The 19746-nt window shown below is 72.1% G+C and carries 18 protein-coding genes and 1 pseudogene; 8 read left to right on the forward strand and 11 right to left on the reverse strand.

Annotated elements, in window-relative coordinates:
- The first annotated feature begins 249 nt into the window (after window positions 1-249).
- On the forward strand, window positions 250-1476 hold the full coding sequence (locus tag ACFIF2_RS06095) for a carbohydrate kinase family protein (protein ID WP_395571456.1): 1227 nt from the start codon (window positions 250-252) through the stop codon (window positions 1474-1476).
- A 15-nt stretch (window positions 1477-1491) separates the two neighbouring features.
- Here the strand turns inward: ACFIF2_RS06095 and era are convergent, their stop codons facing one another.
- The 3 genes from era to ACFIF2_RS06110 form a co-directional block, all read right to left on the reverse strand.
- A complete protein-coding gene (gene era, locus ACFIF2_RS06100) occupies window positions 1492-2445 on the reverse strand; it encodes a GTPase Era (RefSeq protein ID WP_395571457.1) in 954 nt (317 codons plus the stop codon).
- A 125-nt stretch (window positions 2446-2570) separates the two neighbouring features.
- A complete protein-coding gene (locus ACFIF2_RS06105) occupies window positions 2571-2924 on the reverse strand; it encodes a cytidine deaminase (protein WP_395571458.1) in 354 nt (117 codons plus the stop codon).
- A 38-nt stretch (window positions 2925-2962) separates the two neighbouring features.
- Complete coding sequence (locus ACFIF2_RS06110; RefSeq protein ID WP_395571459.1) at window positions 2963-3862, reverse strand: helix-turn-helix transcriptional regulator; 900 nt, start codon at window positions 3860-3862, stop codon at window positions 2963-2965.
- A gap of 112 nt (window positions 3863-3974) precedes the next feature.
- On the opposite strand from ACFIF2_RS06110, the gene ACFIF2_RS06115 reads away from it, so the two are divergent.
- Window positions 3975-5414 (forward strand): MFS transporter, encoded by a 1440-nt coding sequence (locus tag ACFIF2_RS06115; protein ID WP_395571460.1) that lies wholly within the window; start codon window positions 3975-3977, stop codon window positions 5412-5414.
- Here the strand turns inward: ACFIF2_RS06115 and ACFIF2_RS06120 are convergent.
- The 7 genes and pseudogenes from ACFIF2_RS06120 to ACFIF2_RS06150 form a co-directional block, all read right to left on the reverse strand.
- A pseudogene (locus tag ACFIF2_RS06120) lies at window positions 5376-5618 on the reverse strand (MmcQ/YjbR family DNA-binding protein); the annotation flags it as partial. The gene ACFIF2_RS06115 and the pseudogene ACFIF2_RS06120 overlap by 39 nt on opposite strands.
- A 1-nt stretch (window position 5619) precedes the next feature.
- Complete coding sequence (locus ACFIF2_RS06125; RefSeq protein ID WP_395571461.1) at window positions 5620-6924, reverse strand: hemolysin family protein; 1305 nt, start codon at window positions 6922-6924, stop codon at window positions 5620-5622.
- Window positions 6921-7418, reverse strand: coding sequence for an rRNA maturation RNase YbeY (ybeY, locus tag ACFIF2_RS06130; protein ID WP_395571462.1), 498 nt, complete (start codon window positions 7416-7418; stop codon window positions 6921-6923). The genes ACFIF2_RS06125 and ybeY overlap by 4 nt, the downstream gene beginning before the upstream one ends.
- 12 nt (window positions 7419-7430) lie before the next feature.
- Window positions 7431-8510, reverse strand: coding sequence for a PhoH family protein (locus tag ACFIF2_RS06135; protein ID WP_395571463.1), 1080 nt, complete (start codon window positions 8508-8510; stop codon window positions 7431-7433).
- Between the two features lie 177 nt (window positions 8511-8687).
- Window positions 8688-10016 (reverse strand): GH1 family beta-glucosidase, encoded by a 1329-nt coding sequence (locus tag ACFIF2_RS06140; protein ID WP_395571464.1) that lies wholly within the window; start codon window positions 10014-10016, stop codon window positions 8688-8690.
- A 57-nt stretch (window positions 10017-10073) separates the two neighbouring features.
- A complete protein-coding gene (locus ACFIF2_RS06145; protein ID WP_395571465.1) occupies window positions 10074-10340 on the reverse strand; it encodes a protealysin inhibitor emfourin in 267 nt (88 codons plus the stop codon).
- Between the two features lie 21 nt (window positions 10341-10361).
- Window positions 10362-11432 carry a M4 family metallopeptidase gene (locus ACFIF2_RS06150; RefSeq protein ID WP_395571466.1) on the reverse strand — a complete coding sequence of 357 codons (1071 nt, stop codon included), beginning with the start codon at window positions 11430-11432 and terminating at the stop codon, window positions 10362-10364.
- Window positions 11433-11784: 352 nt separating this feature from the next.
- Here ACFIF2_RS06150 and leuA point away from each other — a divergent pair, with 352 nt between their 5' ends.
- Both leuA and ACFIF2_RS06160 read left to right on the forward strand, forming a co-directional pair.
- Window positions 11785-13506 (forward strand): 2-isopropylmalate synthase, encoded by a 1722-nt coding sequence (gene leuA, locus ACFIF2_RS06155; RefSeq protein WP_395571467.1) that lies wholly within the window; start codon window positions 11785-11787, stop codon window positions 13504-13506.
- Window positions 13507-13690: 184 nt separating this feature from the next.
- Window positions 13691-14386 carry a TerB family tellurite resistance protein gene (locus ACFIF2_RS06160; protein ID WP_395571468.1) on the forward strand — a complete coding sequence of 232 codons (696 nt, stop codon included), beginning with the start codon at window positions 13691-13693 and terminating at the stop codon, window positions 14384-14386.
- On the opposite strand, the gene ACFIF2_RS06165 is transcribed toward ACFIF2_RS06160, so the two are convergent.
- Window positions 14383-14940: a GNAT family N-acetyltransferase gene (locus ACFIF2_RS06165; RefSeq protein ID WP_395571469.1), complete on the reverse strand. Its 558-nt coding sequence runs from the start codon at window positions 14938-14940 to the stop codon at window positions 14383-14385. The two genes, ACFIF2_RS06160 and ACFIF2_RS06165, sit on opposite strands and share 4 nt — an antisense overlap.
- A 255-nt stretch (window positions 14941-15195) precedes the next feature.
- On the opposite strand from ACFIF2_RS06165, the gene ACFIF2_RS06170 reads away from it, so the two are divergent.
- From ACFIF2_RS06170 to ACFIF2_RS06185, 4 genes are read left to right on the forward strand one after another with little or no spacing between them, the layout of a single operon-like run.
- Window positions 15196-15966, forward strand: a complete 771-nt coding sequence (locus ACFIF2_RS06170) for an SCO2525 family SAM-dependent methyltransferase (protein WP_395571470.1) — start codon at window positions 15196-15198, stop codon at window positions 15964-15966.
- A 53-nt stretch (window positions 15967-16019) separates the two neighbouring features.
- The gene (locus ACFIF2_RS06175; RefSeq protein WP_395571471.1) at window positions 16020-17864 is read left to right on the forward strand and encodes an SCO2524 family protein; all 1845 of its coding nucleotides are present in this window, start codon (window positions 16020-16022) and stop codon (window positions 17862-17864) included.
- A 2-nt stretch (window positions 17865-17866) separates the two neighbouring features.
- A complete protein-coding gene (locus tag ACFIF2_RS06180) occupies window positions 17867-18784 on the forward strand; it encodes an SCO2523 family variant P-loop protein (RefSeq protein ID WP_395571662.1) in 918 nt (305 codons plus the stop codon).
- Entirely contained in the window at window positions 18781-19746 is a 966-nt protein-coding gene (locus ACFIF2_RS06185; protein WP_395571472.1) for an SCO2522 family protein, read from the forward strand. Before ACFIF2_RS06180 ends, ACFIF2_RS06185 begins: the two co-directional genes overlap by 4 nt.

Raw genomic sequence — 19746 nt, forward strand, 5'->3', positions numbered from 1 at the left:
CGAAAGGAGGGCGGGAGGGGGGAGGGGGCGACGACCGTCGACGGACAGGAACGCGCGGGCAATTTGTATCAAGCGCGGGGAGGCGAGAAACAGCCGAGGGGGTGTGATCCGGAGCACAGGTGAGTTTGGGGTCTCTCAGGCCGGGTAGCAGCGTTCGCCGACCCGGGGGTTTCGCCCGGCCCGGACGCGTCGGCCTGTCGGTGGCGTGGTGCACACTGGCGGGATCCGCACCACGCCAGGGAGCGCACCGTGACAGCCTCCACCGTGTCCACCGTGTCCACCGATTCCGCCGCGGCCACCGCCGCCGACGCGCCCGCGCTGCCCGACGCGCCCGCGCTGCCCGTCGTGCCGGCCGCCGGGAGAACCCACCACCATCCCGGCGAGGGACCGCACCACAGCCCCCAGGTCGATCCCCTCGCCGCCCTGCGCACCCCGCAGGACCCGCCCTGGGACGTGTACCTGACCGGCACCGTCTTCCTCGACGTCGTCTTCACCGGGCTCGACTCCGCCCCGGTGCGCGGGACCGAGTCCTGGGCCCGCGGCATGGGGTCGAGCCCCGGCGGCATCGCCAACATGGCGACCGCCCTGGCCCGTCTCGGCCTGCGCACCTCGTTGGCCGCGGCCTTCGGCGACGACCACTACGGCGACTACTGCTGGGACGCCCTCGCACGGGGCGAGGGCATCGACCTGACGCCGTCCCGCACCGTGCCCGGCTGGCACTCGCCGGTGACGGTCTCGATGGCGTACGAGGGGGAGCGCACGATGGTCTCCCACGGCCACGAACCGCCCCCCGAGGAGCCGTCGCCCGACTGCCCGCCCCGCGCCCGCGCGGCCGTCGCCTCCCTCACGCCCGGCGCGAGCGCACCCTGGATCGCCCAGGCCGCCGCGCGCGGCACCCGTGTCTTCGCCGACGTCGGCTGGGACGACACCGGGGCCTGGGACCTGGCCGGGCTGCCCGACCTCGCGCACTGCGAGGCGTTCCTGCCCAACGCGGAGGAGGCCATGCGCTACACGGGCGCCACCTGCCCCCGCGCCGCCGCGCACGCCCTCACCGAGCACGTGCCGCTCGCCGTGGTCACCCTCGGCGCGGACGGCGCGTACGCGGTGGACCGGCGTACCGGGGAGAGCGCCGAGGTGCCGGCCATCGAGGTCGAGGCCCTGGACCCGACCGGCGCCGGGGACGTCTTCGTCGCCGGGTTCGTCACCGGCACGCTGGCCGGCTGGCCGCTCGCCGACCGCCTCGCCTTCGCCGGGCTGACCGCCGCCCTGTCCGTCCAGGAGTTCGGCGGCTCGTTGTCGGCGCCGGGCTGGTGCGAGATCGCGACCTGGTGGCGCAAGGTCCAGTCCGTCGAGGGCCAGGACCCGACGGCCCTGCGCCGTTACGCGTTCCTGGCGGACCTGCTCCCGGACGACCTGCCCGGTGCGTGGCCCCTGCGCCGCGCGGTCCCGACCATCGGCTTCCGCCCCCCGGCCTGACCCGCCGCGCTCCGGTCAGAAGCCGAGGCGCCGCAGCTGCTTGGGGTCGCGCTGCCAGTCCTTGGCGACCTTCACGTGCAGGTCCAAGAAGACCGGCGTGCCGAGCAGGGCCTCGATCTGCTTGCGGGACTTGATGCCGACGTCCTTCAGGCGCTTGCCCTTGGGGCCGATGATGATGCCCTTCTGGCTGGGGCGTTCGATGTAGACGTTGGCGTGGATGTCCAGGAGCGGCTTGTCGGCGGGGCGGTCCTCGCGCGGCAGCATCTCCTCCACGACCACCGCGATGGAGTGCGGCAGCTCGTCCCGTACGCCCTCCAGCGCGGCCTCGCGGATCAGCTCCGCGACCATGACCTGCTCGGGCTCGTCGGTCAGGTCGCCCTCGGGGTAGAGCGCGGGACCCTCGGGCAGCAGCGGGGTCAGCAGGTCGGCGAGCAGGCTCACCTGCTGGTTCCCGGTGGCCGACACCGGGACGATCTCCGCCCAGGTGATGCCCAGCTCCTTGCCGAGCTGGTCGACCGCGATCAGCTGCTCGGCCAGGGTCTTGGAGTCCACCAGGTCGGTCTTGGTGACGATCGCGACCTTCGGGGTCTTCTTGATCCCGGCCAGCTCCTTGGCGATGAAGCGGTCGCCGGGGCCCAGCTTCTCGTTCGCCGGCAGGCAGAAGCCGATGACGTCCACCTCGGCCCACGTGGTGCGCACGACGTCGTTGAGCCGCTCGCCGAGCAGCGTGCGCGGCTTGTGCAGCCCGGGGGTGTCCACCAGGATCAGCTGGGCGTCCTCGCGGTGCACGATGCCCCGCACGGTGTGCCGGGTCGTCTGGGGGCGGTTGGAGGTGATCGCCACCTTCTGCCCGACCAGAGCGTTCGTGAGGGTGGACTTGCCGGCGTTGGGGCGGCCCACGAAGCAGGCGAAGCCGGCCCGGTGAACAGCCTCGGCCGGTTCTTCGGATGACTGGGTGCGAACGCTCATGGCGCCCATTGTCCCTGATCCCCGGACCCCCGCCGCACCACCACCGCCCCACGGACCGGTCCCGGCCCGGCCGGCGAGGCCCGGCCCCGCCCCGGCCGCGTCCGACCCGTGCCCCCAGGCCCGTCTCAGCCCGCGTCCACCGTGTCACGGACCGTGCCGTCCGGCCCGGCGACCAGCACCGGCGTCTCGGGCCCGCCCAGGTCCCGGACCGCCGCCCGGTCCTCGGCCGACACCGACTCCGCCTCCGTCACCACGGCCGCCGCCTCCAGCGACTTCGCGCCGGACGCCACCGCCATCGCCACCGCCGTGCGCAGGGCGCTGAGTTCCAGTGAGTCCAGAGCGACGGTTCCGGCGACGTACGTACGGCCGGTCTCGTCGCGCACGGCGGCCCCCTCGGGCACACCGTTGCGGGCCCGCGCGGAACGGGCCAGGGTGACGATCTTGCGGTCCTCGGGGTCGAGCGCGCTGCTGTCGGTCATGGGGTGAGCATACGGAGCGCCGCCGGGCGCCCGCCCGGTCACCCCGCCACCGGGTACATCGCCCCGCGCCGGCCCTCCGGCGAGGCCAGCCACTCCAGCTTCGCCGCGCTGTTCGCCTCGTCCAGCGGCGTGTGCAGGACGATCGTCAGATCGGGGCGGGCGGGGACCTTCAGGGCCGTCGACTCCAGGCTGAGCAGCCCGACCAGCGGATGGTCCAGCTCCTTGCGGATCTGCCCCGCGTCCTCGATGTCCCGCTCCTCCCACAGCGCCGCGAACTCGGAGCTGGCCTCCCTCAGCCGCGCCAGCACCTGCTGGAACCCCTCGTCGTCCGGGTTGGCCGCGCAGGTGGCACGGAACTGGGCGACGACCGTGCGCGCGTTCTCCTCCCAGCTCCGGGCGCGGGCGCGGTACAGCGGGTCGGTGAAGAAGTCGACGATGCAGTTCCACGTCGTCCCGGGCCGCATGCCCAGCACCGCGCCCGCCGCGTCGTTGTACATCACGCAGTTGTAGTACCGGTCCATGATGTGCGCCGGGTACGGCATCCATGTGTCGATCAGCCGCCGCAGCCCCTCGCACATGTCCCGCTTGGCCGGCTCCACCTCCGCGGCGGGCGGGTTCAGCCCCGCCAGCACGTACAGGTGGCGCCGTTCCGCGTTGCTGAGCCGCAGCACCCGGGCCACGGAGTCCAGGACCTGCGGGGAGACGGAGATGTCACGGCCCTGCTCCAGCCACTGGTACCAGGAAGCGCCCACCCCCGCGAGCACCGCCACCTCCTCGCGGCGCAACCCCGGCGTCCGGCGCCGCGCACCGCCGTCGGGCAGCCCGGCCTCGGCGGGGGAGACCCGGGCCCGCCGGCTCATCAGGAACTCCCGCAGCTCACTGCGGCGCCGGTCCCGGCCCGCCGAAGCGGCCCGCGACCGCACGATCACGTCCGGCACGTACGTACTCCCCCCGATAGGCGTGCGCATGCTGGTGCGGTGGCTGGTGGTGCCACCACCAGGACAACTTGCCGCTCCCCACGCCTATTCCGCCACCCGCAGGCTCCTTCCCATGGCGATCGACACCACTTCGACCACCGCGGCCTCCCACCCGGCCGCCCCCCGGCTCGCACCCCGCGACCGGCTCGTCCTGTTCGTGCTCTGCGCGGCCCAGTTCATGGTCGCGCTCGACTTCTCCGTCCTCAACGTCGCCCTGCCCGTGCTCGGCGCGGACCTCGGCATGAGCCCGTCCGCCCTCCAGTGGGCGGTCACGGCGTTCGCGCTGCCGTCCGGCGGTTTCCTGCTGCTCTTCGGCCGCATGGGAGACCTGTACGGGCGCCGCCGCCTGTTCCTCGCCGGCCTCGCGCTGTTCGGCGCCGCCTCGCTGCTGGCCACCTTCGCCTGGGACCCCGCCTCCTTCCTCGCCGGACGCGCCCTCCAGGGCCTCGGCGCGGCGGCCATCGTCCCGACCGGCATGTCCCTGCTGACGACGACCTTCCCGGAGGGGCCGGCCCGCGACCGCGCCCTCGGCATCTCCGGCACCCTGCTCTCGCTGGGCTTCACCGTCGGCATGGTGGCCGGCGGCGTACTGACCGACCTGCTGGGCTGGCGGTCCACCATGGGCCTGCTGGCGCTCTTCGCCCTGGTCGTGCTGCCCCTCGCTCCCGGCCTGCTCCCCGAGTCCCGCACGCCGGACCGCCCCCGCCTGGACGTCCCCGGCGCGGTCACCGTCACGGGCGGCCTGCTCGCCCTGATCTACGCCCTGTCGACGGCCGCCGAGCACGGCTTCGGCCGCACCGACGTCCTCGTCTCCCTCGTCGCGGGCACGCTGCTCCTGACCGCGTTCGCGGTCGTCGAGTCCCGTACCGGCCAGCCCCTCGTCTCCCTGCCGATGCTGCGGCGCCGCACGGTGGCGTGGGGGAACCTGGGCGGTCTGGTCACCTTCTCGATGATGTCCACGGTGGTCTTCGTGCTCACCCTGTACCTCCAGGAGGTCCTGCGCCTGACCGCCTTCCAGACCGGCCTGGTCTTCGGCGTGCAGGGCGTGCTCTCGGTGGTCGCCGGGTCGTACGCGCCCCGTGTCATCGGCCGCTACGGCGCCCGCCGCACCCTCGTCGGCTCGCTCGCCGGGCAGGGCGCGATCGGGCTGTCGCTGCTGGGCCTGGGGGAGGGCGGCTGGTCGGTGGTGCTGGCCACGGCCGCCGTGTCGCTGGCCAGCATGTGCCACCTGGGCGCGATCATCTCCTACGGCCTGACCGTCACCTCCGGCGTCCCCGACCGGGAACAGGGCCTGGCCACCGGCCTGGTCACCTCCACCCAGCAGGTCGGCATCACCGTCGGCATCCCGCTGCTGGGCGTCCTCGCCACCACCGCCACGGACCTGCGTTCCGGGGTCCACACCGTGCTGGTCCTGGACGCGGTGATCGTGCTGGCGGCGGCCGTACTGGTCGCGGCCGGGCTGCGGGCCGGGCGGTCAGGGACGGTCGAGGCGGAGCCGGTCCGCGCGCGGTAGGCCGGCGACCACCAGGTCGTACGAGTCCTCGACCAGCTCCCGGACGAGACGGTCCGGGAGCGCGCCGGACGGGCCGCCGCGCACGGTCACCGTGTTCCAGCGCCGCTCGTTCATGCGCCGGCCCGGGACGATCAGCTCCGGGTGGTCCGTGCGCGGCCGGATCGCCCCGTCCGGGTCACACTTCAGATGGACCGTGAGCGGGTCGTCATTCCGCCACGGCCTCCTCGGCGGGCCGGGTCGCGTTCACCGGCTCCACCAGCACCGTGACGATCTTGTTCCGGCGGCCCGCCGCGGCCTCGGCCGTCAGCCGCAGCTCACGCCCGTCCGGCAGCTCCACGATCGAGGAGGCTCCGGCGATCGGCACCCGGCCGAGCGCCTTGGCCAGCAGACCGCCCACCGTCTCCACGTCCTCGTCGTCGAACTCCTCCAGGCCGTACAGCTCGCCCAGGTCGCCGATGTCGAGGCGGGCGGTGACCCGGTAGCGGTCCTCACCCAGCTCCTCGACCGGCGGCAGCTCCCGGTCGTACTCGTCGGTGATCTCGCCGACGATCTCCTCCAGGATGTCCTCGATGGTGACGATGCCCGCCGTGCCGCCGTACTCGTCGATGACGACGGCGACGTGGTTGCGCTCCTTCTGCATCTCGCGCAGCAGGTCACCGGCGTTCTTGGTGTCCGGCACGAAGAACGCCGGGCGCATCGCGGTCGAGACCAGGTCGCTCTCGGCGTCCCGGCTGATGTGCGTGCGGCGCACCAGGTCCTTCAGGTACACGATGCCGACGATGTCGTCCTCGCTGTCCCCGGTGACCGGGATCCGCGAGAACCCGGAACGCAGGGCGAGGGTGAGCGCCTGGCGGATGGTCTTGTAGCGCTCGATGACGACGAGGTCGGTACGCGGGACCATGACCTCCCGCACCAGCGTGTCGCCCAGCTCGAACACCGAGTGCACCATGCGGCGCTCCTCGGCCTCGATCAGGGACTCCTTCTCGGCGTAGTCGACCAGCGCCCGCAGCTCCGCCTCGGAGGCGAAGGGGCCGCGGCGAAAGCCCTTGCCGGGGGTGAGGGCGTTGCCGATGAGGATCAGCAGCGAGGGGATCGGGCCCATGATCCGGGCCAGCGGCACCAGCACGTACGCCGCCGCGGTCGCGGTGTTCAGCGGGTGCTGGCGCCCGATGGTGCGCGGCGAGACCCCGACGGCCACGTACGAGACGAGCACCATCACCGCGATGGCGATCACCAGCGCCTCGCCGGTCCCGTCGAACTGCCGCAGACACGCGTACGTGATCAGCGCGGCGGCCGCCATCTCGCAGGCGACCCGCACCAGCAGCGCCACGTTCAGATAGCGCGTCGGATCGCCGGCGACCTTGGCGAGCCTCTCGCTGCCGCGCCGCCCGGAGCGGACCGCCTCCTCGGCGCGGAAGCTGGAGACCCGGGCGAGGCCCGCCTCGGCGCACGCGGCGAGCCACGCGATCACGACGAGGGCGACCGCGCCGGCCAGTAGCGGGAGGCTCATGAGACGGTCGGAGCTGGGGACGGGCCGGTCAGGCCCTTCTCCGCACGCCAGCCGTCCACGATGGCGGCCTGGAGGCCGAACATCTCGGCCTTCTCGTCCGGCTCCTCGTGGTCGTAGCCGAGCAGGTGCAGCACTCCGTGGACGGTGAGGAGCTGGAGCTCCTCGTCCATGGAGTGCCGCGTCGGTGCCTCGGTGCCCTGCCTGGCGGCGACCTCCGGACAGAGCACGATGTCGCCGAGCAGCCCCTGCGGCGGCTCGTCCTCGTCCTTCGACGGCGGGCGCAGCTCGTCCATCGGGAAGGACATGACATCGGTCGGGCCGGGCAGGTCCATCCACTGGATGTGGAGCTGCTCCATGGCGTCGGCGTCCACGACGATCACCGAGAGTTCGGAGAGCGGGTGGATGCGCATCCGCGCGAGCGCGTAGCGGGCGATGTCGAGGATCGCCTGCTCGTCGACCTCGGTTCCGGACTCGTTGTTGACGTCGATCGACATGGTCGTGCTGGTCTACTTCCCCTTGGCCTTGGCACCGCTTCTGGGCGTCCGGCCGCCGTTGTGGCCGCCGTTCTCGGTGCCGTTCCTGCTGTCGTACTGCTCGTACGCGTCGACGATACGGCCCACCAGCTTGTGCCGGACCACGTCGTGGGACGTGAGGCGGGAGAAGTGGACGTCCTCGACGCCCTCCAGGATCTCCTGCACCTGCCGCAGACCCGACTTCGTCCCGCCGGGCAGGTCGACCTGGGTCACGTCACCCGTGATCACGATCTTCGAGTCGAAGCCGAGGCGGGTGAGGAACATCTTCATCTGCTCGGGGCTCGTGTTCTGGGCCTCGTCCAGGATGATGAAGGCGTCGTTCAGCGTCCGGCCGCGCATGTACGCCAGCGGCGCGACCTCGATCGTGCCCGCCGCCATCAGCCGCGGGATCGAGTCGGGGTCGAGCATGTCGTGCAGCGCGTCGTACAGCGGGCGCAGGTACGGGTCGATCTTCTCGTACAGCGTGCCCGGCAGGAAGCCGAGCCGCTCGCCGGCCTCGACCGCCGGGCGGGTCAGGATGATGCGGTTGACCTGCTTGGACTGCAGGGCCTGCACCGCCTTGGCCATCGCCAGGTAGGTCTTGCCGGTGCCCGCGGGGCCGATGCCGAAGACGATGGTGTGCTTGTCGATCGCGTCGACGTACCGCTTCTGGTTCAGCGTCTTGGGGCGGATGGTGCGGCCGCGCGAGGACAGGATGTTCTGCGTGAGCACCTCGGCCGGGGTCTCCTGGCCGTCGCTCTCCCCGTTCTCGCTCGCCTTGAGCATGGCGATCGAGCGTTCCACTGCGTCCTCCGTCATCGGCTGCCCCGTGCGCAGCACCAGCATCATCTCGTCGAACACGCGCTGGATGAGGGCGACGTCATGGGTGTCGCCGACCGCGCTGATCTCGTTTCCCCGGACGTGGATGTCGGCCGCCGGGAAGGCCTTCTCGATCACGCGCAGGAGGGAGTCGCCGGATCCCAGCACGGTGACCATCGGGTGCTGGGCGGGGACGGTGAACTGCGCTCTCGCCTGCCCCTGCGCGGGGGTGTGAGCTGTGGGTGTCTGAGTCATGGGCCGGCGCTCGAGGCCTGCAAGTCCTCCTCTGCGGCGTGCGCCGCGTGACTGGCGTGTCTGATGTCTCCAGCGTACGACTCCCCACCGACAGCGCCGAGACCTTTTATCCGACCGGTGCCCGGCGTACCGCCCGCGTTCACCCCGCGCCGCCCGTTCACCCTCCGTGACCGGGCGTCACCGGAGCCGGTGCCCTCGCTGTCCCCGCTGCTCCCGCAGCATGTCCCGGAACCAGCCGTACGACGCCTTGGGCGTGCGTTCGAGCGTCGCGAAGTCGACGTGCACCAGCCCGAACCGGCGCGCGTACCCCTCGGCCCACTCGAAGTTGTCCAGCAGCGACCACACGAAGTACCCGCGCACGTCCACGCCCGCCCGCAGCGCCCGGTGCAGGGCGCGGACGTGCCCGTCGAGGTAGGTGACGCGGTCCTGGTCGTCGAGGCCCTCGTAGGAGCAGCCGTTCTCCGTGATCATGACGGGCGGGAGCCGGTCGCCGTAGCGGTCGCGGAAGCCGGTGAGCAGCTCGGTCAGCCCCTCGGGGACGACGGGCCAGCCGAAGTCCGTCAGCGGCCGGTCCTCGATCCGCCGCACCGAGAAGGGCAGTTCGGCGGGGAGCGGCACACCGCCCCACTCGGTGTCCACGCCCCGCGGCGCGCCCACCCGGGCCGGCGCGTAGTAGTTCACGCCGTACCAGTCGAGCGGCTCGGCGACGATCTCCAGGTCGGCCTCCACGTCGCCGGGCATCAGCTCCCCGATGCCGTCCGGGTACCGCCCGGTCAGCAGGGGGTCGGCGAACAGGCGGTTGAGCAGGACGTCGTAGAAGTCCGCCGCCCGGCGGTCGGCCGGGTCGCCGGACGCGGCCCAGGCCGGCCCGTGCGAGTTGGCGATCCCGATGTCCCCGGCGCCCGCCGCGCGCAGGGCCCGCACCGCCAGGCCGTGCGCGAGCAGCTGGTGGTGGGCCACCGGGAGGGCGTCGAACAGCAGCGTCCGGCCGGGAGCGTGCGTGCCGAGGGCGTGGCCCAGCAGGGTGTGCTCGGCGGGCTCGTTGAGGGTGATCCACGTGCCTACGCGGTCGCCGAGCCGGTCCGCGACCCGCGCCGCGTACTGCGCGAAACGCGCCGCCGTGTCCCGCTCCAGCCAGTCCAGGCCCGCCGGCAGGTCCCAGTGGAACAGCGTCGGCACCGGCCGGATGCCGGCCGCGCACAGCGCGTCGACCAGCCGGTCGTAGAAGTCGAGGCCGCCGGGGGAGTCCACCCGCGGCCACGAGACGGAGAAGCGGTAGGCGTCCACGCCCAGGTCCGCCAGGAGCGCCACGTCCTCGCGGTAGCGGTGGTAGTGGTCGCAGGCCACCGCCGCCGTGGACCCGTCCTTCACCCGTCCCGGCTCGGCGGTGAAGACGTCCCACACGGACGGTCCCCGCAGCTCGGCCGCCCCCTCGATCTGGTGCGCCGAGGTCGACACGCCCCACAGGAAGCCGTCCGGGAACCGGGGGATCGGATCAGTCGCCATGCGCGGATCATCCGCACGCCCGGTGAGGAACGTCAACGCCCCCGCGCGGCAACCGCGTTACGCGCCCTCCTTCAGTACCCGCGAGATCAGCCGCCGCTGCTCGTCCGTCAGCCGGGGATCGGCGGCGTACACCGTCCTGCCGTCCACGGTGATCTGGTAGCTGAACCCGTCCGGCACCCCGACGGGCGGTGTGCCCCGCCCGTCGGCGACCGCCCGCTCGGCCAGGGCCCGCCACTCGGCCGCGTCGGGGCGTCCCGCGGTCTCCACCTCCGCGTGGCGTTCGATGCCCGCGAAGCCTCCCGTACGCCTCACCTGAATCCGCATGGGTCCGTGTCTAGTACGGAATCACAGCGTCCGCACCCCGACCTCCTCCCATGCCTTGCGCACCGCCTCCAGCTCCTCCGCGTCGCCGTAGCGCTCCCGGGCGGCCTTCACCGTCAGCGTCGCGAAGTCCGCGAACAGCGCGTCCTGCGCCAGCTCGCCGCCGGTCAGCACGTCGTACCAGACCTGCCCGGCCCGCTCCCAGGCGTGCCCGCCGAGCGCGGTGGCGACCAGGTAGAACGCGTGGTTGGGGATGCCGGAGTTGATGTGGACGCCGCCGTTGTCGCGGCCGGTGCGCACGAAGCCGTCCATCGTCGCGGGCTGCGGGTCCTTGCCGAGCACGTCGTCGTCGTACGCCGTGCCCGGCGCCTTCATGGAGCGCAGCGCCACCCCCGTCACGCGCGGGGCGAGCAGCCCGGCGCCGATCAGCCAGTCGGCCTCGGCGGCACTCTGGCCGAGCGCGTACTGCTTGACGAGGGCGCCGAAGACGTCGGAGACCGACTCGTTGAGGGCGCCGGGCTGGCCGTAGTAGGTCAGGTTGGCGGTGTGCTGGGTGACGCCGTGGGCCAGCTCGTGGCCGATGACGTCCAGGGCGACGGTGAAGTCGAGGAAGATCTCCCCGTCCCCGTCGCCGAAGACCATCTGCTCGCCGTTCCAGAACGCGTTGTTGTACTCGCGGTCGTAGTGCACGGTCGCGTTCAGCGGCAGCCCGACGCCGTCGATGGAGTCGCGCCCGTACACCTTGAGGAAGTGCTCGAAGGTGGCGCCGAGTCCCGCGTAGGCGCGGTTCACGGTGGCGTCCTTGCCGGGCTCGTCGCCCTCGCCGCGCACCTTCCGGCCCGGCAGGTCGGTGCCGTGCCGGGCGTCGAAGACCGTGCGCTGCGGCGTCCCGGGCTCGGCACCGGCCTGCGGGGCGACGGCGGGGGCGCCGATGACCGTGGTCAGCTGCCGGTGGGTGCGCTCGAAGGCGTCGCGCTGGAGGGTCCGGCGGGCGGGACCGGCGAGCACGGGGTCGTCGTGCCGGGCGAGCTTGTCGAGGACGTGGGGCGGCACGATGGTGCAGAAGACGGGCTCGAAGCCCCCGTAGGTCGTCATGTCCGGCACCCTCGCACTGTGTGACGGGGCTGTCACCACCCGCAACCACGATTGGTGAAAAGCGTCGCCAAGGCGGCCTTCGAGCGGGACGCGAGTGGTATACGGCACTTTTTATCCCGGTTCTCCCCGCGGTCCCGCATACTGATACGGACCCGCGTGACCGGCGTGACTCGGCTAAGGTGCTGAGCATCATGCGTTTCGGGCTGCTTCTCCTTAGCTGCCGCGGCGAGGGCCTGTAAGAGGCCGACTCCCTCCCCGCGGAGCTTGGTGGTGCCGTCGGCCGTCCTTCCGGAACACGCGGACGGCGCGGACGTCGCGCACACCGCGGACATCACGAGGAGCCCACGCCATCATGGCCAACCGCCAGCAGCCCAGCCCCATGCCGACCGTCAAGTACCGCGGTTACGAGCAGGTCGACATCCCCGACCGCACCTGGCCGGACCAGCGCGTCACCGCCGCTCCCCGCTGGCTCTCCACCGACCTGCGCGACGGCAACCAGGCGCTGATCGACCCCATGTCGCCCGCCCGCAAGCGCGCGATGTTCGACCTGCTGGTCAAGATGGGCTACAAGGAGATCGAGGTCGGCTTCCCGGCCTCCGGCCAGACCGACTTCGACTTCGTGCGCTCCATCATCGAGGAGCCCGGCGCCATCCCGGACGACGTCACCATCTCCGTACTGACCCAGGCCCGCGAGGACCTGATCGAGCGCACGGTGGAGTCCCTCCAGGGCGCCAAGAGGGCCACCGTCCACCTGTACAACGCCACCGCCCCCGTCTTCCGCCGCGTCGTCTTCCGCGGCTCCCGGGACGACATCAAGCAGATCGCCGTCGACGGCACCCGGCTGGTCATGGAGTACGCCGAGAAACTGCTGGGCCCCGAGACCGAGTTCGGCTACCAGTACAGCCCCGAGATCTTCACCGACACCGAGCTGGACTTCGCCCTGGAGGTCTGCGAGGCGGTGATGGACACCTACCAGCCCGGCCCCGGCCGCGAGATCATCCTCAACCTGCCGGCCACCGTGGAGCGTTCGACGCCGTCCACGCACGCGGACCGCTTCGAGTGGATGCACCGCAACCTGTCGCGCCGCGAGTACGTCTGCCTGTCGGTCCACCCGCACAACGACCGCGGCACGGCGGTGGCGGCGGCCGAACTGGCGCTGATGGCCGGCGCCGACCGCGTCGAGGGCTGCCTGTTCGGACAGGGCGAGCGCACCGGCAACGTCGACCTGGTCACCCTGGGCATGAACCTGTTCTCCCAGGGCGTCGACCCGCAGATCGACTTCTCCGACATCGACGAGATCCGCCGTACGTGGGAGTACTGCAACCAGATGGAGGTCCACCCGCGCCACCCGTACGTGGGCGACCTGGTCTACACGTCCTTCTCCGGCTCCCACCAGGACGCCATCAAGAAGGGCTTCGACGCGATGGAGGCCGACGCGAAGGCCAAGGGCGTCACCGTCGACGACATCGAGTGGGCCGTCCCCTACCTGCCCATCGACCCCAAGGACGTCGGCCGCTCCTACGAGGCGGTCATCCGCGTCAACTCGCAGTCCGGCAAGGGCGGCATCGCCTACGTCCTGAAGAACGACCACAAGCTGGACCTGCCCCGCCGGATGCAGATCGAGTTCTCGAAGATCATCCAGGCCAAGACGGACGCCGAGGGCGGCGAGATCACGCCGACCGCCATCTGGGACGTCTTCCAGGACGAGTACCTGCCCAACCCGGACAACCCCTGGGGCCGCATCCAGGTCGCCAACGGCCAGACCACGACCGACCGCGACGGCATCGACACCCTCACCGTCGAGGCCGCGGTCGACGGCGTGGAGACCACCCTGGTCGGCACCGGCAACGGCCCGATCTCGGCGTTCTTCCACGCGCTGCAGGGCATCGGCATCGACGTACGCCTGCTGGACTACCAGGAGCACACGATGAGCGAGGGCGCCTCCGCGCAGGCCGCCTCGTACATCGAGTGCGCCATCGGCGACAAGGTGCTGTGGGGCATCGGAATCGACGCGAACACCACGCGCGCCTCGCTGAAGGCGGTCGTCTCCGCAGTCAACCGCGCATCCCGCTGACCAGCCGAATCGGCGGTTTGAGGCCCCGCTCGCCGGAAATCGGCGGGCGGGGCCCCGTCGTATACCGGCCATCTCCGCGCGCAGGTCACGGAAAGGTCTCTCCCCGGGTACTGACTCCACGTCCGTGATGTGGCTAACATCACGCCAGCGCGACGATGCTGTCGCGCGGTTACGGAGGTGCGACGTGCTGCCTGGACGGGAACGAAACGGCCGAGCTGCCCGGCTGCCGCGCATCCTGGGCACGCGCACCGCGTGGACTCCCGTGGGAGACGGCGAGTTCTTCTGCCCCGGCTGCGGAGGCGACCGCAACTACCAGCGGCTCACCGGCCGCCGCCGCTTCACGCTGCTCGGCGTGCCCGTGCTGCCGCGCGGCGAGTCCGCGCCCACCGTCGAGTGCGCGGCCTGCCGCGGCCACTACGGCACCGACGTCCTCGACCACCCCACCACCACCCGCTTCTGCGCGATGCTCCGCGACGCCGTCCACACCGTCGCCCTCGCGGTCCTCGCCGCGGGCGGCACCTGCTCCCGTACGGCGCTGGAGACGGCGGCGGTCGCGGTGCGCGCGGCCGGCTTCGAGGACTGCACCGAGGAGCAGCTCGGCGCGCTGGTCGAGGCGCTGGAGGCGGACACCGGCCGGGTGTGCGGGGAGCCCTGCGTGCCGGGCCTGGCCATAGAGCTGCACGAGGCGCTGGACCCGCTGGCCCCGCACCTCGCCACCGTCGGCCGCGAGTCGATCCTGCTCCAGGGTGCCCGCATCGCCCTGGCCGACGGCCCCTACACCCCCGCCGAGCGCGACACCCTGGCGACCGTCGGCGCGGCCCTGACCATCTGCTCCGACGACGTGACCCGCCTGCTGGACTCGGCGGGCACGCCCTCCTAGCCGGGCCCGCCCGGCCCGGGTATGTCCAGCCGCATGATCTGGCGGTGCATGCCCGGACCGAAGTAGTCCGGGCGCAGGCCGCCGTCGGGTTCCTCGGGGCGGAAACCCAGGGAGCGGTAGAGCAGGATGGCGGCGAGGTTCCCGGGTTCCACGGTGAGGCGGACGACCCCGATGCCGTCCCGGCGCAGCCGGCCCAGCACCTCCGTCATCAGCTCCCGCCCCAGCCCGTGCCGGCGGCGGTCCTGGGTGACGCACAGGCCGAGGATCCAGCTGTCCCGGCCGAGCGCCCTGGTGCCGGCCAGCACGTAACCGCGCAGCCGGCCCGTGCCGTCGTCGAGGACCAGGAAGTGCTCCTCGTACATGTCGAAGAGCTGGCGCAGGAGGAAGCCGGGATAGGCGACCTCCTGGAAGACCTCCTCGTCGAGCCGCCGCAGTTCGGGCAGATCGGACTCCCGGGCCGTCCGCAGGACCAGGGGCGGGTCGTCCGGGCGAAGGGCGGGTTCCGTGAGCCGGTCGGTGCGGTCCAGGGCGCGTTCCAGCGGTTCGGCGGTCATGCAACCCCCAGTCGGGACGTGCGAGGTCAACGCGACGGATGTGCTGTTCATTCATCAGGAGTACACGGCTTCGTATGGCGGCCGGTGGCCCCTTCTGGCTAGAGTGAGCGTCCAACTTCCGCCGTGCAAGGGCGAGTTCGGGGGTGCGACCGTGCGCCCGACGTGCGCCCGGCGGATGAGGACTGGCGTGTTCCCGGCTGTCTCGGCGTCTCCTGGTGGCCTACCGTGCACGGCACTGGGCTTGTCCGGAACCGAATGGAACGCGGCAGGGTGACTATGGACCGCAACGCCGACGCACCGTGGTCGAAATTCGATCCCGAGGTGTACGTCGACAACAACTACCGGACGCCGCTCGAAGTCGACCTGCTGATCGTCCGGTTGATGCGCGACTACTTCGGCCGCTGTTTCACCGGGACCGCCCCGGACGCCGTGCGGGGCGTCGACGTCGGCGCCGGCGCCAACCTCTACCCCGCGCTCTCCATGCTCCCCTGGTGCGAGAAGGTGCTCCTGCTGGAGTACGCGCGCCCCAACGTCGAGTACCTGGAGCGACAGGTCTCCTCCGGCGGCTACGACACGGCGTGGGACGCCTTCTGGGAGGAACTGCGCGAGGCCCCGGCCTACGCCGGGATCGAACCGAGGAGCCGGTTCGGCGAGATCGTCCGGGTGGAGCGCGGCAACCTGTTCGACCTGGACGGCAACCGCCGCTGGGACATCGGCACGATGTTCTTCGTCGCCGACTCCATGTCCGAGTGCCCCGAGGAGTTCCACCGGGGCGTGCGCTGCTTCATGAACGCGCTCACCGAGGGCGCGCCGTTCGCCGCCGCGTTCATGAAGGAGTCGGTCGGCTACCGCGTCGGCGACCACGACTACCCGGCCTACCGGGTGAACGAGGACCGGGCCAGGGAGAGCCTGGAGGCGTTCACCGGAGAGCTGGAGATCCACGACCTGCACCACATGGTGCGGCCGGGACACGAGGGAATCATCCTCGCCCTGGGGCGGCGCAACGGGGAGATTGCCGCCCCGTAGGAACGGGGACCATTGCTGAACACAGGGCAAGCGGATCTGTACGAGGGGTGCGGATGCAGATCAAGCCACGCCAGCATCTGCTGGACATCTGGCAGGCCATGGCCCGTCACTCGTTCGACGACGGGAAGCTCGTCCGGGGGGACACCGACGGGCTGAGCAGCGTCGCCGACGCCGAGCGCCTGCTGTGCCTGCTGTACCCGGCCACCGAGGTACCGGCCTTCCGCCTCGACCAGCCGGACACCACCGAACGTGACGTCCTGCGCGCCCTCGACCGGCTCGGCAGCAGGCTGGAGATCCCGCCCAACCTGATCAGCGCGCTGAGCCAGTTCATGCGCACCCACACCGGCACGGACGAGAGCCCCACCTTCGCCGGCGGCCACTACTTCCGCCCCGCCGAACCGGGCGGCGAGATCACGCACGAACAGAGCCAGCTCGGCGTGGTCGACTCCTACTCCATGTCCGTCACGCTCTGCCTCGCCACCCTCGGTTTCCTCAAGGTCTACGAGGGCACCACCACCCGCCCCGAGGTGCTCAGGGCCATCGCCGAGCTGAGGGACGCCACGAACGCCCGGCTGACCTCCGCCATGATCAGCCTGCTGCGCTCCTTCACCGTCAACGTCTTCGACGCCGAGTCCGAGCAGGGCAAGCGGCTCATCCAGGTCGTCGGCCAGGGCAGACAGTCCGACCGCGCCGTCCTCCAGCAGTTCTCCCGCCGGTTACGCCCCCTGCGCGCCACCATCATCGAGAGCCTCACCCGCGGCATCCAGGTCGACGAGGGCATCCGCGACGAGAGCCAGCTCTTCGAGTGCGGCTGGGCCTGGGGCATCGTGCAGGACGCGCCGACCATCACCGACCTCGACGTCCAGGTCCCCGGCCAGCCCGACGGCATCGCCGACCGGCTGCCCTACGTGTACTTCACCGTCGTCGCCCTCGACGGCATCCAGGACCTCTTCTCCGACCGCACCCTCACCCTCGGACTGCTCGACGCCGACCAGCAGAAGCTCGCCGAGGCACTGCGCCTGCGCTGGGAACTCAGCCAGCAGTACTGGTCCGCGATCGCCCGCTTCGGCTCCGAGCGCTGGCCCCTGGAGGACCTGCCCTGGCAGACCACCGGCCTGCGCCTGGAGTCCGAGTACTTCTCCCTGACCGTCGCCGCCATCCTCGTCCACGACCTGGTCCGCCGGAAGGCGACCGACGACGACCTCACCCGCACCGTGGCCGTCATGGAACGCCTCGCCGACCGCGGCCGGGTCACCAGCCGGATGACCAAGGACGACCCCACCATCCGGCTGCACCACCCCGGCGTCACCATGCCGCTCGCCGGGTCCGAGCGCTCCGGCTCGGTCCTGCTGTGGCGGATGACCGACTTCTCCGCCCAGCTCCTCAAGCGGATCGTCCAGCTCGCCGAGCTCTCCCGGAACATCGGCGCCCAGGACCGGCTGCTGCGCCTGGCCGAGCAGGCCTTCGAGCACCTGTGGGCCCGGCGCATCGACGACGAGGACGGCGCCGGCCTGTGGGACAACGTCCGGGCCGTCTACCCCGACGCCCGCGACGTCGGACTGCGCATGTCCTGGAGCATCACCGAGCGCGTCACCGAGTGCCTCGTCGCCGCCCGCAACCTGTACGAGCAGCAACCCATCCGCAGCCCCGAACTGGCCGAACTGGCCCGCGAACTGCTCAGCGAGGCCACCCACCTGTTCGGCAAGGAGCAGCTGGAGGCGTCCGCCGCCGCCGACGGCAGCAGAGCCCGGGCCATGCGCAGCATCGAGAGCCGCCTCGACCACGCCCGCAGCCTGGTCGACGAACGGCCCGCCACCGCCTTCGCCCTCGCCCTGCCCGTCCTCCAGGAACTCGACACCCTGGCCCAGGCCAGGGGCGCCGCCGCGCAGGAGGTGTGAGGGTGCTCGTCTTCGCCGCCTCCGACAAGGGAGGCACCGGCCGTTCGGTGACCAGCGCCAACCTCGCCTACCAGCGTGCCCTCACCGGCGACGACGTCGCCTACGTGGACTTCGACTTCGGCTCGCCCACCGCCGCCGCCGTCTTCGACGTGCCCGGCGCGATGCGCGGCACCGAGGAACTGGGCCTGCACTCCTACCTGGAGGGCGAGGTCGCCGAACCGGTCCGGATCGACGTCTGGCGGCAGACCGAGCACCCCCTGCTGCGCGCCCGCCCCAACCAGTCCGGCCGTCTCGTCCTGCTGCCCGGCGACGCGGGCGGCGGCGAGTTCGCCATCGGCGAGGAGTCCCTGGAGCGGTGCATCGACCTGCTGCTGCGGCTCAACGGCGAGTTCGACGTCACCGTCGTCGACCTCAGCGCCGGCCGCAGCTACGCCGTCGACATGGTCCTCGCGGCCACCGCCCACCCCCGGATGCGCAACGTCCCCTTCCGCTGGCTGGTCTTCCACCGCTGGACCCGGCAGCACGTGATCGCCGCCTCCGGACTCGTCCACGCCGACCACGGCATCGTCGGCGGCGGCGTCGAACGCGGCCACGACAAGGAGGCGCTGCGGGCCGCGATCCGCTTCGTGCGGGCCGCCGTACCCGACCCCGAGTCGCCGCTGTGGTCCCAGGGCTCGCCCGCCCAGGCCGCCTGGATGCAGGCCTGCGACGAGGCGCTGCGCCGGCTCGCCGCCGAGCAGGGCATCGGCGACAGCGTCGTCCTCGGCATCGTCCCGCTGGAGCCGATACTCCAGTGGCGCGAGCAGTTGATCACCGAGGAGGACGTGCTCTCCACCCAGATCGCCAACAAGGAGACCCTGGAGGCGCTGGAGGAGATCGCCCGGCGGCTGACGGACGACACGCACTGGGGGCGGCCGTGACGGACGCCGTGTTCCGCGAGACCGCCGCCGAGCCGCGCACCCAGTCGGTGCCGCTGGCCCACCTCTCCCTGGAGCTGGGCCACCTCTACATGGAGGACTTCGAGGCCGGACCGCAGCGGCTGCGCCGGCACTTCGCCGAAGTACGCACGTGGGCCGAGGCCGCGCGGACCGCCGCCACCGCGCGGGCCGGCGGCAAGCGCGCCCGGATCAGCACCTGCTTCCTGATCGACGACTACTTCACCCGCTTCTCCACCCCCGCCGACGTCGTCCCCATGCTCCTCGCCGAGGCCGAGCGGGCCGGGCTGACCGTCGACTACCTCGCCCGCGAGTCCGCCTGCGCCGTCACCGGCACGGTGCCCGTCGCCGAGGCCGTGGCCGGCCGCATCGTCGAGTCGCCGCCGCCCGGCAGCTACGGGCTGCGCCCGCCCGCCGCGCAGACCGGCTGGCTCGCCAACGGCGAACGCGGCCCCGTCGCCCGCGCCCCGCAGGCCATGAAGCGGGCCGTCGCCTGGGAGCCGCCCCGGGAGACCGCCGCCCGCCGCCACTCCGTCTTCCTCGACGTCGAGCTGTGGAGCGACGACGCCGACGGACACCGCACCTGGTCCTGCCCCTTCCTCGCCGCCGTCTGGCAGCTCGCCCGCCTCGGACTGCTGCGCCACGAGGGCGAGGCCGTCCTCGTCCCCCGGCCGCACACCACCACCGGCTTCCCGGACACCTGGGACGACCTGCCCGCCCTGCTCCGGCTCAACGACCGCGCCGACCCCTTCTGCGCCTACCGGACCTGCTCCGTCCTGCCCACCCGCTTCCTCCCCGTCGAGCACGCCGTCCGCGTGATCCTCGACCAGGTCGAGGTCGACCCGGGAGCACTGGCCCAGGTCGCCGAACGCTCCGGACGGGAACACCTGGCCGTCCCCGGCCCGGTCGCCGACCGCGTCTCCTACGTCTACTACTCGGGGCCCTGA

Source organism: Streptomyces sp. BK79 (assembly GCF_044142145.1).
In the GTDB taxonomy this organism is placed as follows: Bacteria; Actinomycetota; Actinomycetes; order Streptomycetales; family Streptomycetaceae; genus Streptomyces.

What these genes read in the sequence shown, in the direction of transcription:
- ACFIF2_RS06105 (WP_395571458.1), bottom strand. Translation starts at nt 2,924, where the DNA reads ATGACCGACAGCAGCGCGCTCGACCCCGAGGACCGCAAGATCGTCACC.
- ACFIF2_RS06170 (WP_395571470.1), top strand. Translation starts at nt 15,196, where the DNA reads ATGGAACGCGGCAGGGTGACTATGGACCGCAACGCCGACGCACCGTGG.
- ACFIF2_RS06125 (WP_395571461.1), bottom strand. Translation starts at nt 6,924, where the DNA reads ATGAGCCTCCCGCTACTGGCCGGCGCGGTCGCCCTCGTCGTGATCGCG.
- ACFIF2_RS06145 (WP_395571465.1), bottom strand. Translation starts at nt 10,340, where the DNA reads ATGCGGATTCAGGTGAGGCGTACGGGAGGCTTCGCGGGCATCGAACGC.
- leuA (WP_395571467.1), top strand. Translation starts at nt 11,785, where the DNA reads ATGGCCAACCGCCAGCAGCCCAGCCCCATGCCGACCGTCAAGTACCGC.
- ybeY (WP_395571462.1), bottom strand. Translation starts at nt 7,418, where the DNA reads ATGTCGATCGACGTCAACAACGAGTCCGGAACCGAGGTCGACGAGCAG.
- ACFIF2_RS06135 (WP_395571463.1), bottom strand. Translation starts at nt 8,510, where the DNA reads ATGACTCAGACACCCACAGCTCACACCCCCGCGCAGGGGCAGGCGAGA.
- ACFIF2_RS06115 (WP_395571460.1), top strand. Translation starts at nt 3,975, where the DNA reads ATGGCGATCGACACCACTTCGACCACCGCGGCCTCCCACCCGGCCGCC.
- ACFIF2_RS06175 (WP_395571471.1), top strand. Translation starts at nt 16,020, where the DNA reads ATGCAGATCAAGCCACGCCAGCATCTGCTGGACATCTGGCAGGCCATG.
- ACFIF2_RS06140 (WP_395571464.1), bottom strand. Translation starts at nt 10,016, where the DNA reads ATGGCGACTGATCCGATCCCCCGGTTCCCGGACGGCTTCCTGTGGGGC.
- era (WP_395571457.1), bottom strand. Translation starts at nt 2,445, where the DNA reads ATGAGCGTTCGCACCCAGTCATCCGAAGAACCGGCCGAGGCTGTTCAC.
- ACFIF2_RS06165 (WP_395571469.1), bottom strand. Translation starts at nt 14,940, where the DNA reads ATGACCGCCGAACCGCTGGAACGCGCCCTGGACCGCACCGACCGGCTC.
- ACFIF2_RS06150 (WP_395571466.1), bottom strand. Translation starts at nt 11,432, where the DNA reads ATGACGACCTACGGGGGCTTCGAGCCCGTCTTCTGCACCATCGTGCCG.